The organism is Amycolatopsis sp. VC5-11, from assembly GCF_037034185.1.
Lineage (GTDB): Bacteria > Actinomycetota > Actinomycetes > Mycobacteriales > Pseudonocardiaceae > Amycolatopsis > Amycolatopsis nivea.
The window spans coordinates 262,722-279,484 of record NZ_JBAGKF010000009.1; the positions used below are offsets into that span (position 1 = coordinate 262,722).

The 16,763-nt window shown below is 70.8% G+C and carries 15 protein-coding genes; 6 read left to right on the plus strand and 9 right to left on the minus strand.

The annotated features are described in order from the left end of the window. The first annotated feature begins 95 nt into the window (after window positions 1-95). The 4 genes from WA670_RS26700 to WA670_RS26715 are packed head-to-tail and all read left to right on the plus strand — an operon-like array spanning window position 96 to window position 3,446. On the plus strand, window positions 96-479 hold the full coding sequence (locus WA670_RS26700; RefSeq protein ID WP_037809579.1) for a hypothetical protein: 384 nt from the start codon (window positions 96-98) through the stop codon (window positions 477-479). Continuing rightward, the gene (locus WA670_RS26705; RefSeq protein ID WP_037809577.1) at window positions 476-1,798 is read left to right on the plus strand and encodes a WXG100 family type VII secretion target; all 1,323 of its coding nucleotides are present in this window, start codon (window positions 476-478) and stop codon (window positions 1,796-1,798) included. The genes WA670_RS26700 and WA670_RS26705 overlap by 4 nt, the downstream gene beginning before the upstream one ends. After that, window positions 1,795-3,072, plus strand: coding sequence for an alpha/beta hydrolase (locus tag WA670_RS26710; RefSeq protein ID WP_238607701.1), 1,278 nt, complete (start codon window positions 1,795-1,797; stop codon window positions 3,070-3,072). Before WA670_RS26705 ends, WA670_RS26710 begins: the two co-directional genes overlap by 4 nt. After that, entirely contained in the window at window positions 3,069-3,446 is a 378-nt protein-coding gene (locus WA670_RS26715) for a hypothetical protein (RefSeq protein WP_037809573.1), read from the plus strand. The genes WA670_RS26710 and WA670_RS26715 overlap by 4 nt, the downstream gene beginning before the upstream one ends. 15 nt (window positions 3,447-3,461) lie before the next feature. On the opposite strand, the gene WA670_RS26720 is transcribed toward WA670_RS26715, so the two are convergent. The 4 genes from WA670_RS26720 to nadA form a co-directional block, all read right to left on the minus strand. Then, entirely contained in the window at window positions 3,462-4,634 is a 1,173-nt protein-coding gene (locus tag WA670_RS26720) for a S8 family serine peptidase (RefSeq protein WP_037809571.1), read from the minus strand. 62 nt (window positions 4,635-4,696) lie between these two features. After that, window positions 4,697-5,590 (minus strand): carboxylating nicotinate-nucleotide diphosphorylase, encoded by an 894-nt coding sequence (gene nadC / locus WA670_RS26725; protein WP_037809570.1) that lies wholly within the window; start codon window positions 5,588-5,590, stop codon window positions 4,697-4,699. Further along, window positions 5,587-7,236, minus strand: coding sequence for an L-aspartate oxidase (locus WA670_RS26730; RefSeq protein ID WP_336159214.1), 1,650 nt, complete (start codon window positions 7,234-7,236; stop codon window positions 5,587-5,589). The genes nadC and WA670_RS26730 overlap by 4 nt, the downstream gene beginning before the upstream one ends. Further along, window positions 7,233-8,243, minus strand: coding sequence for a quinolinate synthase NadA (gene nadA / locus WA670_RS26735; RefSeq protein ID WP_037809568.1), 1,011 nt, complete (start codon window positions 8,241-8,243; stop codon window positions 7,233-7,235). Before nadA ends, WA670_RS26730 begins: the two co-directional genes overlap by 4 nt. Window positions 8,244-8,377: 134 nt before the next feature. Between nadA and WA670_RS26740 the strand changes: the two genes are divergently transcribed. Both WA670_RS26740 and WA670_RS26745 read left to right on the plus strand, forming a co-directional pair. Beyond that, the gene (locus WA670_RS26740) at window positions 8,378-9,031 is read left to right on the plus strand and encodes an NUDIX hydrolase (protein ID WP_240015912.1); all 654 of its coding nucleotides are present in this window, start codon (window positions 8,378-8,380) and stop codon (window positions 9,029-9,031) included. Between the two features lie 43 nt (window positions 9,032-9,074). After that, window positions 9,075-9,791, plus strand: a complete 717-nt coding sequence (locus WA670_RS26745) for an LON peptidase substrate-binding domain-containing protein (RefSeq protein WP_134665743.1) — start codon at window positions 9,075-9,077, stop codon at window positions 9,789-9,791. A gap of 494 nt (window positions 9,792-10,285) precedes the next feature. Here the strand turns inward: WA670_RS26745 and WA670_RS26750 are convergent, their stop codons facing one another. The 5 genes from WA670_RS26750 to WA670_RS26770 form a co-directional block, all read right to left on the minus strand. Continuing rightward, on the minus strand, window positions 10,286-10,900 hold the full coding sequence (locus tag WA670_RS26750; protein WP_037809565.1) for a DUF2567 domain-containing protein: 615 nt from the start codon (window positions 10,898-10,900) through the stop codon (window positions 10,286-10,288). A 152-nt stretch (window positions 10,901-11,052) separates the two neighbouring features. Beyond that, complete coding sequence (gene bioD, locus WA670_RS26755) at window positions 11,053-11,778, minus strand: dethiobiotin synthase (RefSeq protein ID WP_037809564.1); 726 nt, start codon at window positions 11,776-11,778, stop codon at window positions 11,053-11,055. An 87-nt stretch (window positions 11,779-11,865) separates the two neighbouring features. Then, window positions 11,866-14,040 (minus strand): SulP family inorganic anion transporter, encoded by a 2,175-nt coding sequence (locus WA670_RS26760; RefSeq protein WP_199817409.1) that lies wholly within the window; start codon window positions 14,038-14,040, stop codon window positions 11,866-11,868. A 140-nt stretch (window positions 14,041-14,180) separates the two neighbouring features. Then, window positions 14,181-15,467, minus strand: a complete 1,287-nt coding sequence (locus tag WA670_RS26765; RefSeq protein WP_336159215.1) for an adenosylmethionine--8-amino-7-oxononanoate transaminase — start codon at window positions 15,465-15,467, stop codon at window positions 14,181-14,183. Window positions 15,468-15,512: 45 nt separating this feature from the next. Next, entirely contained in the window at window positions 15,513-16,742 is a 1,230-nt protein-coding gene (locus WA670_RS26770) for a cytochrome P450 family protein (protein ID WP_336159216.1), read from the minus strand. Window positions 16,743-16,763: the final 21 nt, after the last annotated feature.

Sequence of the window (16,763 nt, forward strand, 5' to 3'; positions counted from 1 at the left end):
GGCCCCGACGCCGGCCGTCCGGGGCGGGACCACCCCCCCGCCCGCTCCGGACGGCCGGCTTTCCCGCGTCCTGCCGCACGAGAGGTCACCGGCCGATGCCCGACCAGTCGTACTACGTCCACCTGGAATCGCTGACGGACTTCGTCCGGGAGCTGGAAACCCAGATCCACGCGATGTCCCGGCCGAACGACTTCCTGCGCACCCTCGGGGAGCATCCGCTGCTGTTCGGGGAGTTCGGGGAAGCCGCTTCGCTCGCCGACGCCCACCGCGCCGCGGTCGCCGAGATGCAGGGCCTGCTCGAGCAGGTCCGCGGCGCGATCACGTTCGCGCAGGACGTCACCACCACCGTCGCCGACGGATACGCCCAGGCCGACCAGTCGGTCGCGGGCGACCTGCACCAATCGGGTCAGCAGACCGGTCTGCTCGACCCGCTTTTCTCGTTGCTGGGCCTTGATTCTTCAGGGGGTAAGAACACATGAGCGGGCCTCGCACCAACTTCGCCGGCTACACCCACCAGCAGCTCTACGCGATGCTGCAGGCGGGCGACCCGACCACCGCGCGCGCCGCGGCCGAACAGTGGAGTTCGGCCTCGCGCGGGCTGTACGACCAGGCCGAGAACCTGTCGGACCAGCTCACCGACTTCTCCAGCTCGTGGACCGGCGGCGCGGCCGACCAGTACCGGACCATGATGACCGACCTGGTCGGCGGCATCCGCAAGGTCGCGGTCACCGCGCAGAGCATGCGCGACATGCTGGAGGACGCCGCGGACGCGCTGGTCAAGGCGAAGGCCGAGATGCCGCCGCCGGTCGCGGTGCCGGACGTCTCCCCCGCCGACGTCGCGCTCGCGGTCAACCCGCCGCTGCTTCCGGCGGACACCCCGCCGGCCACGATCGTCGCCGCGACGCAGCAGCGGCAGCAGGCGATCGCCAACGTCGAAGCGCAGCAACAGGCCGCCAACGCCGCCGGCTCCGCGCACGCGAAGGCGATCGTCGTCATGAACAACCTCGCGACGAACTACGACACCGCCGAGGACTCGATCCCGGTCTCGCCGAACGCGGCCGCCCCGCCGCCCAAGCCGGTCCCCGGCGGCGGCGCTTCGACCGGCGGTACCGGCGCGATCGGCAACACCCCGGACGGCGGCACCGCGGTCGGCGCGCCGGTCGACTCGCACCCGCTGCCCACCGACGGCACGCAGGTTCCGGGCTCTTCGCTGCCCGGGCACCCGGCGCAGAATCCGGGCAGCCCGCTGTTCGGCGACATGTTCACCGCCGGTCTCGCGGCCGCTTCCGCGGCGGCGTTCGGCCGGTTCGGGTCGATCATGCCGAAGGTTCCGCCGTGGGCCTCGGGCAAGGACAAAGACAAGGACGGCAAGGACAAGGAGCAGGACGCGCCTCCGGGCACGAAGCTCGGCGGCGGGGCCGGTCCCGCGGGCGGTGGCGGCGGCGGGATCCCGGTCGGCGGCGGGGAAGCCCCGTCGATCGACGGCGGCGGCATTCCGTCCGGCGGCGGTCTGAGCGGCGCCGGGGAAGCTCCGGCCGCGCACTCCGGGCTCGCCGGGAACGCGCAGTCGAACGTCCTCAGCGGACTCGCGGGCGGTGCCGCCGGGGCAGCGGGCGCGGCGGCCAAGAGCGCCATGCCGATGATGCCCATGATGCCGATGGGCGGCATGGGAGCGGGCGGTGACCTGGGCTCCGGCCGCCGGATCCCGGCGTGGCTCGTCGAAACCGAGAACGTGTGGGGCCAGCAGGCTCCGGTCGCGCCCTCGGTCATCGGCGAAGAGCCGGCCGACCAGCCGTGACCGACGGCTACCGGGTGGCACCGGCGAAACTCGCCAGTGCGGCGTCCGAATTGGACACTCGCGCCGGCGCGCTCCGGACCGTGCAGCAGGCCGTGGCGGGCGAACGAATCCCCGCCACGGCCTTCGGCCAAGTGTCCGCGTCGTCCGGATGTGCCGCCGGGCTCGCGAAAACGCTCAACGCACTCGCGGCGGACGTCGACCAGCGCGTCGTCCGCGCCCAGGTCCTTCGCGACGGCCTCACGGCTTCGTCCGCGGGCTACCGGCGCGCCGACGAGCAGGTGGCGGCGATGTACCGTTCGCTGCTGCCCGAAGACCCGGTGCCGGCAGCCGGGAAATCGGCCGCGAGCGGCGGCTGGGCCGGGACCATCGCGGCCAACCGGATGAAGGTGTCCGACGCGCTCGCCGCCGAACGGACCCGGCTGGCCGGACTGTCCGATCCGGACGCCATCGCCCGCTCGAAGCGGCGGATCGCGTTGTACCAAAGCATTATCGACGACCACCGGCAGATCCTGCGGTTCGATCCGTCCGGCAACGGCCGGATCGTCGAACTGGTCGGCACGATCCAGCCGGGCACGCGCAACGTCGGGCTGTTCGTGCCCGGCGTGCACACCCGGATGGACACCTTCCAGTCCTACGCCGACCTCGGCCGCAGCCTCGTCGCCGCCGACCCGAGCGGCCGGACCGCGATGGTCGTCTGGGCCGACGGCGTGTTCCCGCAGAACGTGACCACCGAGGGCGCCGAAGCCAGTTACGCACAGACAATGGCCCCGAACCTCAAGGCGTTCGGTGACGAACTGCGCGGCCAGGTCGACTCCCAGACCGGCGGCGCGGCCACGATCACCGCGATCGGCCACAGCTACGGCGGCGCCACCGTCGGGCTCGCTGACCAGCAAGGCTTGCCAGTGGACCGGGTGCTGCACGTAGAGTCGGCGGGCATGGGACACGGCGTATGGAGCCCAGCAGACCTGCCGCCGAGCCAAGCCGGCGTGCAGCGGTACTCGATGACCGCCCCGCTGGACCCGATCATCCTCGCCCAGGGCAACGCCGGGGCACTGGAATGGACCGGCATCGGCCACGGCGCCGACCCGGACACCTTCCCTGGCGTCACCGAGCTGACCACCGGCCGCGACGCCGCCGGAAACGTGCAGTGGGGCCTGTCCTCGCACAGCGGCGTGCTCAAACCGGGTTCGGATTCGTGGGAGAACATCTACGGCGTGCTGACCGGCGGTCACGTCACTGAAGCGCCCGTGCCGGTTCCGGCGGTGCTGCCGTGATCACGCGCGAGTTGAAGGATTTGGCTGCTGAGCTGACGAACGTCATCGACAGCGTCGCCGCCGCGTTCGGCTCCCGTGCACTGCCCACAGTGGACGGTGAGCTGGACTGCGATCCCGCGCAGCCGGGGCATTTGGTGTGCTGGCAGTACGGGGTTCGGTTGGAGGACAGCCCCGGCGCGCTGCGGGTGCTGACCGAAGCGGTGCGGCCGACGCTGGAAAAGGCGGGCTGGGAATCCTACGACCGCAGCACCTATCGGGAAGTGATCGCACGGTTTTCCCGGGACGGCGCGGATTTCAGTGTGCACATCGCCCGCGACGGCCGCGGGGTAGCGATCATCGGCTCGACGCGTCTCGTGACTGTCGATCCCGAATAGAATCGTGATCGCCGCTCACGAGGCCCGAAACCGCGACGGCCGCCAGCCACGCCGCCGTCCTCGCCGGAACGCCGCGACACCAATCCCCGCCCCCGCAGCCACTACAACCCCACCCACTGCAACAACTCCAGCCGCCACATCAGACCTCGGCCGAACCTGAGCCGCAGCCGGAACCACCGCGGGCAACGCAGACCGCACCGCAGCCGCACTCGGACCCGGCGCGTTGGCAGGCAACGTGGAAGACACCGCAGCGTAAGCGTCGAGCATTCCCCAACCGCGCCGCGGATCGTGCGCCCCGGACGGCGGACGGGAAGCGGTGAGCATCAACCGGTTCACCACTTCCTCGCCTTTCAGCTCCGGATGCGCCGAACGAACCAACGCCGCCACCCCGGCGACATACGCCGCGGCGAGGCTCGGGTCGGTGATCGGCCAGCGATGCGCGACCGCGCCCCCGCCCCCGGCCGACGTGCTCACCAAATTCGCGCCAGGCGCGGCGATTCCGAGGTAATCCCCGGCTTCGGACTGCACCGGCGCGCCGGATTCGTCCGTCGAACCGACCGCGAGGACGCCCTTCGAAGCGGTCGGATAAGTATGCGCCCCTTGCTGAGTCGCCGCCGCGGCCGAAATCACCACGGCCCCGCGCGACTTCGCGTGGTCGAGCGCCGCACCGAGCGCCGGGCTGTCCGAACCCGCCGGGACCGCCACGAGAATCACTCCCGCGCCGCGGTCGACCGCCGTGTCGATCGCGCCCGCCAGCGCGACTGGATCGCCGCCGCCGTCCGACGATGAACCGTTGCTTTCGGTGTAGCGCAAGGGAAGCAGCTTCACCCCCGGTGCGACACCGGTGAAAGTGGTCTCGTTCGCCGGCTGCGCACCGACGATGCCCGCGGCGATCGTGCCCCGGCCGTCGCAATCGGAATCCGCGGTGCCGGCACCGCCGAGCACCTGTCCGGGCCCGAATTGCGCGTTCTGCTTGTCGACCCCGGTGCCGATCACCGCGACAGTCTGACCCTCGCCTCTGGTCAGCGCCCACAGCCGCGGCGGGTTGACCAGGCGCTGCCCCCAGGACACCGCCCCGGTATACGGACCGGACGGATTCGCGCACGAAGCCGCTCCGGCCGAGGCAGCCGTGACGGGCAGGCCGAGCGCCACGAGCGCGGCCACCGCTCCGGCGGCAATTCCCCGCACCGCGGCCCCCTCCCCTTGTCGGACAAGGAGATTCTAGTGGAGAGCGGGCCGCGGCGACAGGGTTACCGCAGGTCCATCCCGAGGTCGAGAGCCGGCGAGGAATGCGTGAGCCCGCCGACGGACAGGTAGTCCACTCCGGACTCGGCGTACGGTCGCGCACGGTCGAGCGTCAGCCCTCCGGACGACTCCAGCCGCGTCTTCGGCGACACTTCATTCCGCCGCGCGACCGCCTTCACACAGTCCTCCGGCGTGAAGTTGTCGAGCAGCACCTCGTCCGCCTCGGCGGCCAGCGCCTCGTCCAGCTGGGCCAGATCGTCCACCTCGACCTCGCACGCCAGCTGCGGCGCGAGTTCCCGGGCCGCCGCCAGCGCCGCGGTGACCGAACCGGCCGCGACCACGTGGTTGTCCTTGATCAGCACCGCGTCGCCGAGACCCATCCGGTGGTTCACGCCGCCGCCGCAGCGCACCGCGTACTTCTGCAGCAGCCGCAAACCCGGGATCGTCTTGCGCGAATCCCTTACCGCAGCACCGGTTCCCTCGATCGCGGACACCCACGCCGCGGTCGCCGTCGCCACTCCGGACAGCAGGCACAACAGGTTCAGCGCCGTGCGCTCCGCGGTCAGCAGCCCGCGCACCGGACCGCGCAGCACGAGCACCGGCTCCCCCGCGACGGCGGGCGAACCGTCCTCGCGGATCGAGACCACCTCGTAGTCGGAGCCGAGCACCTCGTCGAAAACCGCCAGCGCCACCGGAATCCCGGCCACGACCCCGGCGACGCGCGGCGTCAGTTCGGCCACCGCGCGGGCGTCCGCCGGGACCGTGGACGCCGTCGTCGCGTCCGGCCCGTACCGCAAATCCTCTTCCAGCGCGGTGGTCACGACCCGCCGGACGTCGGCGACGTCCAGCCCGTCCACCACCAATGCCCGCACGACTGCTTCCGAGAATTCCCCGCTCATGCCACCCCTTCCAACGACGCCGCCTCGACCAGCACCGGCTGTCCCGACGGGCTCAGCCGGATCAGCTGGCTCCGCCGCAACCCTTCGACCCGCTCCGGGAAGTCCGTCCGCACGTGACATCCCCGCGATTCCGTCCGCCGCTCCGCCGCCGCGAGCAACGCCTGTGCCGCCACGGTTAGCGCCGCGTCCTCCACTGCGGAATGCGTCCACAACGGACTGTCCTTTGTCGACAAATCGAGCGCCGAGCCCGCCGCGGCGAGGCCGTCCGCGTCCCGGCCGATCGCCGCGTACCGGCTCATCACTCGTTGCAGCACATCGCGTTCCGCCGCCGGTGCGGTGGTCCGATCCGGAATCCGACCGCGCGAAGGATCCGGCAGCAATCCAGCGGCCAGATCCGCGGCTACCGCCTCCGCGGCCCGCTGCCCGACGACCAACCCTTCGAGAAGACTGTTGGACGCCAACCGGTTCGCCCCGTGCAGCCCGGTGCGAGCCACCTCGCCCGCCGCGTACAGCCCGCGCACCGTCGAGCGTCCGTCCACAGTGGCCACCACACCGCCGCATGCGAAGTGCGCCGCGGGGGTCACCGGAATCGCGTCCACCGCCGGGTCGATCCCCAGCACCGCACACGCCGCGTGCACCGTCGGGAACCGCTTCGCGAACCCGGGAATGCCAGTGGCGTCAAGGAAAACGTGATCGTCGATGCCGCCGGGAGCCAACGCCTGCCGCCGGGTGATCGCCGCCGCCACGACGTCGCGCGGAGCCAGATCGCCGAGCGGATGCACCCCGGCCATCACCGACGCGCCCGCGCCGTCCACGAGCGTCGCACCCTCGCCGCGCACCGCCTCCGTGACGAGCGGACACCGCCCGCGCGCACCCGGCGTGTACAGCACCGTCGGGTGGAACTGCACGAACTCGATGTCGGCCACCGCCGCACCGGCGCGCAATGCGAGCGCCAGCCCGTCGCCGGTCGCGATCTCGGGATTGGAGGTCGCCTGGTACAGCTGCCCGTACCCGCCGCTGGCCAGCACGACTGCGGACGCGCGCACCACCCCGGGCACGCCGTTGCGGTCGAGCACCGTCACCCCGGCCACCTCGCCCGCGGACGTGCGCAGCGCGTCGACCGCGATGTGGTGCTCCAGCACCGGAATCCGCCGTTCGCCGGCCTGCGCGACGAGCGCGCGCTCGACCTCCGCACCGGTCGCGTCGCCGCCGGCGTGGATGACCCGGAACGCGCTGTGCCCACCCTCGCGTGCCCTTGCCAGCGCGCCCGCACTGTGGTCGAACACCGCGCCGTTCTGCCGCAACTCCGTGACCGCCGCCGGACCGCCGCCGACGATCGACCGCACCGCGTCCTCGTCGCAGAGCCCGGCTCCGGCGGTGAGCGTGTCCGCCGTGTGCTTCTCGACCGTGTCGCCCTCGTCGCGCTCGCCGTCCAGCACCACGGCCACGCCGCCCTGCGCCCACCGGGTGTTGCCGTCGGCGACCGCCGCCTTGGTCACGACCAGCACATGCAGCCCGAGTTCGCGGGCCCGCAGCGCCGCCGACAACCCGGCCACGCCGCTGCCGATCACGACCACATCGGCCCGGGCCTCCCACCGCGGATTTGGTGAGGTTTTCGCCTCATCGGCGTTAACTAGGCCGCTCATTCCCCACCGCCAGGCTGCCCGATTTCGATCATCCGCTGCACCGAGGCGCGGGCCCGCGAGGCCGTCTCCGGGTCGACGTGGACCTCGTCCGCGCCCTCGGTGAGGCTCCGCAGCAGCGCGGCCGGGGTGATCATCTTCATGTACCGGCACGACGCCCGGTCGTTCACCGCGCGGAAGTCGATCTCCGGCGCGGCCTTGCGCAGCTGGTGGATCATGCCGATCTCGGTGGCCACGAGCACCGAGGTCGCCTTGGTGTCGCGCGCCGCGTGCACCATGTCGCCGGTGGACAGGATCTTGACCCGCTCCGGGGCCACCGCACCCTCTCCGGCCAGGTAAAGCGCCGAGGTCGCGCAGCCGCATTCGGGGTGGATGAACAGGTCGGCGTCCGGGTTCTCCTCGGCGCGCGCGGCCAGCTCGGCCCCGTTGATGCCGGCGTGCACGTGGCATTCCCCGGCCCAGACGTGCATGTTCTCGCGCCCCGTCACGCGCTTGACGTGCGCGCCGAGGAACTGGTCCGGCAGGAAGAGAACTTCCTGGTCAGCCGGGATGGAAGCGACCACGTCGACCGCGTTCGACGACGTGCAGCAGATGTCCGTCTCGGCCTTGACCTCGGCCGTCGTGTTCACGTACGACACGACCACCGCGCCCGGGTGCTCGGCCTTCCATTCGCGCAGCTGAGCGCCGGTGATGGAGTCGGCGAGCGAGCAGCCTGCCCGCGCGTCCGGGATCAGCACCGTCTTCTCCGGAGCCAGGATCTTCGCGGTCTCGGCCATGAAGTGCACGCCGCAGAAGACGATCGTGGACGCGTCGCTGCTGGCCGCGATGCGGCTGAGCGCCAGAGAGTCGCCGGTGAAGTCCGCGATGTCCTGGATCTCCGGGACCTGGTAGTTGTGCGCGAGCAGCACCGCGTCGCGCTTACGGGCGAGCTCCCGCACGCGGGCGGCCCAGTCGGCGTCCGCCTCGACCCCGCCGTAAGGGGTCAGATCCTGGTCAAGCGTGGTGGTCATGTGTTCGGCCCTCTCGAGAATCGCCGGCCTCGGAACCGGATCGACCCCGGTTCCTCCCCAACCCGGTTTTCGCCTTATAATCGAAAACCGTGCGAAGCCATCTTAACACCCGAGCCCCCCTCGCCCACGAGGTTCTGGCGGCAGTCCTTCAAGTGCGCTCGGACACACTGCGCGTGCTGCTGTGGCGCCGAGCGCTCGATCCGCACCTGGGCCGCTGGTCGCTCCCCGGCGGCCGATTGCGCCCCGACGAGGACGTCGAAACCTCCATCCGGCGGCAGCTCGCGGAGAAGGTGGACGTCCGCCAGCTGAAGCACGTCGAGCAGCTCGCCGTGTTCAGCGCCCCGGACCGCGTCCCCGGCCCCCGCGTCGTAGCCACTGCGTTTCTCGGGCTGGTCCCCTCCGACGTCGACCCGGCCGTCCCCGAAGACACCGAGTGGCACGACGTGAACGCCCTGCCCCGCACCGCCTTCGACCACGAGGCGATCGTCCTGCGCGCCCGCGACCGCCTGCGCTCGAAACTGAGCTACACCAACCTCGGTTTCGCGCTGGCCCCAGAGGAATTCACCATCTCCGCGCTACGGGGCCTGTACTCCGCCGCGCTCGGCTACAAAGTGTCCGCGACGAACCTGCAACGCGTGCTCCAACGGCGTGGCTTGCTGGTCCCCACCGGCCACACCGCGGCCCCCGGCCGGACCGGCGGACGACCTGCGGCGCTGTTCTCCTTTGCCGCGAAAGACATGCACATCACCGACCCTTTCGCGGTCCTGAAGCCCCCGCCGCGACGGTAAACACGAACTGCGGCGGGGCCCCGCAGCCCGTACCGTGGACGCCGTGACCGAGTCTGAGCAGTGCCCCAGCGGAACGGCGACCCTGCCGTTGTTCCCGCTGCAGACCGTGCTGCTCCCCGGGACGCACCTGCCGCTGCACATCTTCGAACCGCGCTACCGGCAGCTCACCGCGGACCTCGTCACGGGCAACGTCCCGGAACACGAGTTCGGCGTGGTCGCCCTGCGCGCCCCGCTCGTCCGCGAGGTCAGTGGTTTGGACCACGTGTACAGCGTGGGCTGCAGCACGATCCTGCGCGAAGCGAAACGCCTCCCCGACGGCCGCTACGACGTAGTCACCCGCGCCGCCCGCCGCTTCCGCCTGCGCGAATTGCACCGAGCGTCCGCGCCGTACCTGATGGCCGTGGTCGACTGGCTCCCCGACGACCCAGTACCCGCCACCGCGGAGTCAACGGCCCGCCAACTGGCCGACGTAGCGAGAGGCGCCCACCAGCGATACTGCGAAGCCGCCTGGCACGCAGACGACTGGCGCCCACCCCACGACGACGCCGACCTGGGCGAACTCGCCTACCAGCTAGCCGCCGACTGCCTCCTCCCGCTGGAAGACCGGCAGCTGTTGCTGGAGGAAACGCACCCGCTGCGCCGCCTGCGCATCGCCTGCCGCCTGCTAACCCGAGAAGCCGGTTTCCTGGAAACCCTGGGCGCCGTGCCCCTGCCGCCGACCGAACTGGCGACCTTCACCAAACCCGCAGACCTGAACTAGCTCTCCCCTGGGGTTGCGCCTGCGGTGAGGGCCACCCTCATTGCCCCTGATTCCCCCAGGGTTCCCCTCACGCCCTCCCGCGCGCCGTGAAGGCCCCCTTCACGTACCTAGATTCCCTCAAGGAGCCCTTCACAGCCCGCCCCACCCGCCGCCGCAATGCGCCCGAATGCCGCATTGGGTGCGTCCCACGCACCCAATGTGGCATTCGGTGCGTCACATGCACCCAATGCCACATTGGGGCGCTAAAACCGCCACCGCGAACCCCACCGCAACCCACCACCTAAGTCGCGCACCCACCGCAGCCGACGCACCCAACGAAGAAAGGCACCCACACCCCCCACAACCCCGATACGAAGCCAAAAACACGGGCGGCGGGTGCTTGTCAAGGCATCTTTCCCGCCTTGACAAGCACCCGCCGCCCGTAGTCACAATCAGGCTGAGGGGTGGTGGGCCCACCTAGAAGCGCAATGTCGCCGCCAGGCGACGAGCCAAACTCACCCCAGCCGCCGCCCAAGATCCTCCCGCCCATTCCACGCCGTCATCAACGCATAAACCAAACACGTCACCAACGGCGCGGCCAGCACCACCCACCCAGTCTCCAGCCGAGGCGCCTGCTCGATCACCGCCCCCAACGCAGGCGGCGCATCCACCGAATACTTCGAATTGGCGAACGCAGGCCCCATCTGCGTCCCCAGCCAAGCCGCGACCAATGCCCCGCCAGCAGCAGCCACCAAAACAACGGGCCCCCGCCGCTCGCGCAGGAACCACACCACCAGCCCGATCAACAACCCAGCAGCCATCGCCAAAAACCCGAACACAGCCAGATCGTCGAACCGATGCCAGCTCTCCAGCTCCAGGGGCGCCAGCTGACCGTTGGTCCCGATCACCCGCACCTTCTCCGCCGGAGCCAGCAGCGACCACAACCACCCCAGCGGAATCCCCAGCAACGCAGCAGTCGAGAGAACGCTCACCGCGGGAAGCAGATCAGCCTTCACCACCACCCGCGGCCGCTGCGGCGGAAACAACACCGGCACCGACCACCCCTCGGCCGCCGCCGAAGACCGGTGTGCCGAAGACCGATGCGCCGCCTTGCCCGCGGAATCGACCACCCGAGGCTCCCTTCCCTGCGCGTGTGCGGAACTGAGGGTAACCGGTTGCCTCGCGTCCGATCGCCGCGACTCGGGCCTGATTGCCCCGAGTCCGCGAAGAAATCGCCTTCACCCGGCCCGCGAGCCGATGAGATCGCTCAATCCGCGCGGCGCTAGTTCTGGGCGGAAGCAGCAGCCGTGAACGCCTCGGGATCGAACTCCCCGCCGAACCACGGCGACAACCCCTGCCGAGCCTGCGCGGCGAAGGTCTCCCGGTCCGCCGCGCCCAGCCCAGCCGGAAGAACCCCCAGCAAGGGCGCGCCGCCAGCGACCGGCAGATCCCGAAGATTTTCCAAAGCCGCCAGATCCGGATCAGCCGGCCAGGACCCGATGATGACCCCCACGACGTTCAGCCCACGCCGGGTAGCCACCTCAGCGGTCAACGCAGTCGTGTTGAGCGTCCCCAGCCCGGCTTGCGCGACGAGAACCACCGGCGCTCCCAGTGACCACGCGACATCCGCCAGCGTGCTCCCCTGCGAGTCGAATCGGACCAGCAGCCCGCCAGCGCCCTCGACCAGGGTCAGGTCGTGCGCCGCGTCCAGGTCGCTGGCCGCGGCGGCGATCTCCCCGGGGCCCACGGTCGGGAGCCCGGAGCGCCGGGAAGCGGCTTCCGGGGACAACGGATCCGGATACCGCCGCAGCTCCCGGATCGTCAGGTCCTTGCCTGCCAGCCGCACCACCTCGGCGAGGTCTCCCGCCTCGCCGGGGAGCACGCCGGTCTGCGCGGGTTTCAGCACCGCGACGCGTTGTCCCTGCGCGAGGGCCAGCGCCGCGATCGCCGCGGTGGCGACCGTTTTGCCGACGTCGGTCCCGGTTCCGGTCATCACGAGCGTCGTCACGAGCCATCAAGATATTGCCGTGCTCCCCGATGTCAACACTCGGGGCTCCCTCGCGCGCACCCGGGGGGGCACGCGCGAGGGCCCGGGTCAGCCTGCCGGGGCCGCCGCGGGCGCTCCCGCGGCCACGAACTCGCCCTTCGCCGGATCGGCCAGGTACACCTGCGCCTCGCCCACGTCGAAGTACAGCCCGGTCAGCGCCAGCTCGCCGCGCGCTTCGGCCTCGGCCACCAGCGGGTACTGCCGCAGGTGCGTGAGCTGCTGCAGGACGTTGTGCAACGCCAGCCGGTCCGGTTCGCGCTCCGGCCGTTCCCCGTCGAGGGTCACCGCGCCCGCCCGCTTCCGGCTCGGTTCGGCGTGCACCAGCCAGGACGCGAGCGCCGTGTCCGCGGGCGGACCGCTGGCCAGTGCGCCCATCGCACCGCACGAGGAGTGCCCGCACACCACGATTTCCCGCACTCCCAGCACCCCGACCGCGAATTCGATCGCCGCGTTGGTCGACGGATCCGCCTGCCCGGGCGGCACCAGGTTGCCGATGTTGCGGATGGTGAACAGGTCACCCGGACCGGACGTGGTGATCAGGTTCGGCACGATCCGCGAATCACCGCAAGTGATGAACAGCGTGTGCGGTTCTTGCGCGTGCGCGAGCCCGCTGAGGACGTCCTTGAGCAGCGGCGCGGCCCGGCGCTGGAATTCGGTCGCGCCCCGGTGCGTCCGCTGTCCGGGCACCCGCACGTCCGCGGCCTGCCAAGCCGACCACGGCGCCAGCCACCTGGGCATCGCACCGGCCGCCGCGGTGCGCCGGAGCGTCGGACGGCCTTCCTTGCCCTTCGCGAACCACGGATGCCCGATCTCGTCGACGACCACCGTGCCGCCGGTCCGTTCGTGCGCCTGCTGCCAGGCGGAAAGGCTCTCGAACGCCGCGTGGTCGAGGTAATCGGCGACCAGCTCCAGCGTCACCTTCGAGCCCGCCGGGATCGTGCCGAGCACCTTCGTCAGCCGCGGCACGGACAGGAACGTCAGCACGCCTTCGACAATCACGCGCCATTCGCCGCCGTGGTGCTCGGCGTGCACGCCCGACCACACGGTCCGGCGCAGCATCAGCAGCACCGCCAGCACGATCCCGGCGAGCACGCCGGTCAGCAGGTCGAACACGACCACCCCGGCGACGGTCACCAGGTAGAGCGGCAGATCGCCGTGGCGCAGCACCTGCCGCAGATGACCGGGATTCACCAGCTTCGCGCCGACGTGCACGAGCAGCCCGGCCAACGCGGCCAGCGGAATGGACTTCAGCACCCCGGCGAGCGCGACCACGAACACCAGCACCCACACGCCGTGCAGGATGGCCGACGCCCGCGTGCGCGCCCCGGCCGCGACGTTGGTGGAACTGCGCACGATCACGCCGGTCACCGGCAGGCCGCCGAGCGAGCCGGACACCATGTTCGCCGCGCCCTGGCCGATCAGCTCGCGGTTCAGGTTGGCGCGCGGACCGTTCTGCAGTTTGTCGACCGCGACCGCCGACAGCAGGCTCTCGACGCTGGCGATCAGCGCGATCGTGATCACCGCGACCGCGACCTGGCCCCATCCGCCGTCCGGCAGCTGCGGCGCGAAGCGGATCTGCAGCAGGTCGCCGGACAGTTCGACGCGCGGCAGCGTCATCCCGGCGACCAGGGACACCGCCGTCGCGACCGCGATGGCCGCCAGCGGTCCGGGGATTTTCCTTACCGCTGCGGGAAGTTTGGGCCAGGCCAGCAGAATGGCGAGGGTCAGGATGCCGATCAGGGCGGCGGCGTCGTGGTGCGCGGCGATCTGCGCGGGCAGCTGGGCGATGTTCTCCAGCGCCGAACTCTGCGCCTTCCCGCCGAACAGCACGTGCAGTTGGCCGAGCACGATCGTGATGCCGATCCCGGCGAGCATCCCGTGCACGATCGCCGGCGAGATCGCCAGCGCCGCCCGCGCGACCCGGCTCAGGCCGAACAGGATCTGCAGCGCCCCGGCGAGGACGGTGATCAGGCAGGTGACCGCCCAGCCGAAGGTCGAGATCGTCTCGGCCATCAGCACGGTCAACCCGGCGGCGGGCCCGCTGACCTGCAGCGGAGAGCCGCCGAGGGCACCGGCGACCACGCCGCCCACCACGGCGGCGATCAGCCCGGCGACGATCGGCGCGCCGGACGCGAGGGCGATCCCGAGCGAAAGCGGGACCGCGACGAGGAAAACCACGAGCGAGGCGGGCACGTCGTGGCGAAGCACGGCAAGTCGTCTCATGATCACCAGGAAACCGGGATCCCTGTGAAATGTCCGCTATGTACCACTCTATGGAGTGGATCTTTATCGAATTACCCACGATCGGGTTGCGCGACCCGGCAAGATCCACTACAGGCAGCCACGCCAAACCCGAAGTAACCTCAGGCCTTCGCCGCGGCGGCCCGCATCGCCGACGTGATCACCGCCAGGTCCGCGTCCGTGCTGACGTACGGCGGCATCGCGTAGATCAGATCCCGGAACGGCCGCAGCCACGCCCCTTCGGCGGTCACCACTTCGGTCGCGACACCCATGTCCACCTCGTGGTCCAGCTGCAGCACGCCGATCGCGCCCAGCACCCGCACGTCCACGACGTGCGGCAGCTCCCGAGCCGGCTCGAGTCCTTGGCGCAGCGCGGTTTCGATCCGCTCGACGTCGGCCTGCCATCGGCCTTCGGCCAGCAAACCGAGCGACGCGTTGGCGACCGCGGAAGCCAGCGGATTCCCCATGAACGTCGGGCCGTGCGCGAGCACCGGAAGCTCGCCGCGCGTGATGCCGTCGGCGATTTCGGGCGTGCACAACGCGGCGGCCATCGTGAGGTAGCCGCCGGTGAGCGCCTTGCCGACGCACAGCACGTCGGGCGTCACGCCAGCGTGTTCGGCCGCGAAAAGCCTTCCAGTACGGCCGAATCCGGTCGCGATCTCGTCGAACACCAGCAATACGTCGTGTTCCCGAGTCAGCTCGCGCAGCGCGCGCAGATAACCGGGATGGTGAAACCGCATGCCGCCCGCGCCCTGCACCACCGGTTCCACGATCACCGCGGCCAGTTCGTCCGCGTGCTGCTCGAGAGCCTTCGCCAGTTCGTCCACATAGGACTCATCGACCGGCACGTCGAACCCGGACGGCGGCGCGGGCACGAAAACCTGTTCCGGCAGCACTCCCCGCCACAGCGAATGCATGCCGCCGTCGGGATCGCAGACGCTCATCGGCGTGAACGTGTCGCCGTGGTAGCCGCCGCGCCAGGTCAGCAGCCGGTGTTTGCCGGGCAGCCCGCGGGAACGCTGGTACTGCAGGCACATTTTCACCGCGACCTCGACCGAAACCGAGCCCGAATCGCACAGGAACACGTGCTCGAGCCCGTCCGGGGTCATCTCGACGAGCGTCTTCGCGAGCGTGATCGCCGGTTCGTGGGTGAGCCCGCCGAACATCACGTGGCTCATCCGCCCGGCCTGCCCGGCCAATGCCGCGTCGAGCACCGGGTTCCGGTAGCCGTGCACCGCCGCCCACCAGGACGACATGCCGTCGACCAGTTCGCGTCCATCGGCGAGCTTCAACCGCACCCCGCTCGCCTCTTCCACGAGCAGCGGCGGCACGCGGCCCGGCATCGGCGCGTAGGGATGCCACACGTGCGCGGCGTCGAGGGCGAGGAGGTCGGCAGCACTGGGTTCCACCCGCCGACCCTAACCGGGCGGCGGGCGGATCCGCAGTGACAGCCGCTACGCCCCGTTCAGCCGCACCGGGAGCGACAGCACGCCGTGCACCAGCGAACTCGGCCGGTAGACGATGTTCTCGGCGGGCACGGCCAGGCTCAGCTCCGGGAACCGCGCCAGCAGCGAGCCCAGCGCGATCTGCGCCTCCAGCCGGGCCAGCGGTGCGCCGACGCAGTAGTGGATGCCGTGCCCGAACGCGAGGTGCCCGCCGGGCGCGCGCGTGACGTCAAGCGTGTCCGGGTCGGGGAACTTCTCCGGGTCCCGGTTGGCCGACAGCAGCGAGATCTGCACGAACTCGTCGCGCGGGACGGTGACGCCGCCCGCCTCGATCTCGTCGACCGTGTAGCGCAGGGTCGCGAAGTTGATCGGCCCGTCGTACCGGAGGAACTCCTCGACCGCACCCGGCAGCAAGCCCGGGTCGGCGCGCAGTTTCTCCGCCTGGTCCGGCGCGCGCAGCAACGCGAACGTGGCGTTGGCGATCAGGTTGACCGTGGTCTCGTGCCCGGCGACCAGCAGCAGGAACGCCATCGAGATCAGTTCGTCCTCGTCGAGCGAATCGCCTTCGTCGCTGGCGTGCACGAGGTCCGACAACAGGTCTTCGGCCGGTTCGGCGCGCTTGCTCTCGACCAGTTGCTGCAGGTAGTCGTGCATGTCGCGCGCCGCCGCGGCCTGTGCCTCGTGGTCCTCGGAGAACGACAGCAGCAGGTGCGACCAGGCGGTGAATTGGCCGCGGTCCTCGACGCGCACGCCGAGCAGTTCGCAGATGACGGTGATCGGCAACGGCTCGGCGAACGCCTGCACCAGGTCGACCTGCTCGTGCCGGGCCATCTCGTCCAGCAGCGTATCGGCGATCTCCTGGATCCGCGGCCGCAGCCGCGCGACGGTGCGCGCGGTGAACGCCTTGTTCACCAGCTTGCGCAGCCGGGTGTGGACCGGCGGATCGCTGTTGAGCATGTGCCGGGTGAGCAGGTTGCCGAACTCCGGCACCTCGACGTCCTGGCCGATCTTCGCCGCGTACACCCGGTGCACGTCGGCGCTGTCCTTGCTGATCCGGGGATCGTTGAGCAGCTCGCGCGCCTGCTCGTATCCGCCGACCAGGTAGGACGGGATTCCGCGGCGGGCGGTGATCGGGCAGACCGCGCCGGATTCGCGCCGCTGGGCGAGCCATTCGTGCGGGCGCTGCCAGAATTCCTCGTCCGCGTAAGGGATTTCCTCGGTGTGTTCGTCGACGCTCACTGCTGGAACCCCCTGGGCAGT

Coding starts and splice junctions, on each gene's coding strand:
- WA670_RS26700 (WP_037809579.1), top strand. CDS start 96: ATGCCCGACCAGTCGTACTACGTCCACCTGGAATCGCTGACGGACTTC.
- WA670_RS26705 (WP_037809577.1), top strand. CDS start 476: ATGAGCGGGCCTCGCACCAACTTCGCCGGCTACACCCACCAGCAGCTC.
- nadC (WP_037809570.1), bottom strand. CDS start 5,590: ATGAGCGGGGAATTCTCGGAAGCAGTCGTGCGGGCATTGGTGGTGGAC.
- WA670_RS26730 (WP_336159214.1), bottom strand. CDS start 7,236: ATGAGCGGCCTAGTTAACGCCGATGAGGCGAAAACCTCACCAAATCCG.
- nadA (WP_037809568.1), bottom strand. CDS start 8,243: ATGACCACCACGCTTGACCAGGATCTGACCCCTTACGGCGGGGTCGAG.
- WA670_RS26760 (WP_199817409.1), bottom strand. CDS start 14,040: ATGAGACGACTTGCCGTGCTTCGCCACGACGTGCCCGCCTCGCTCGTG.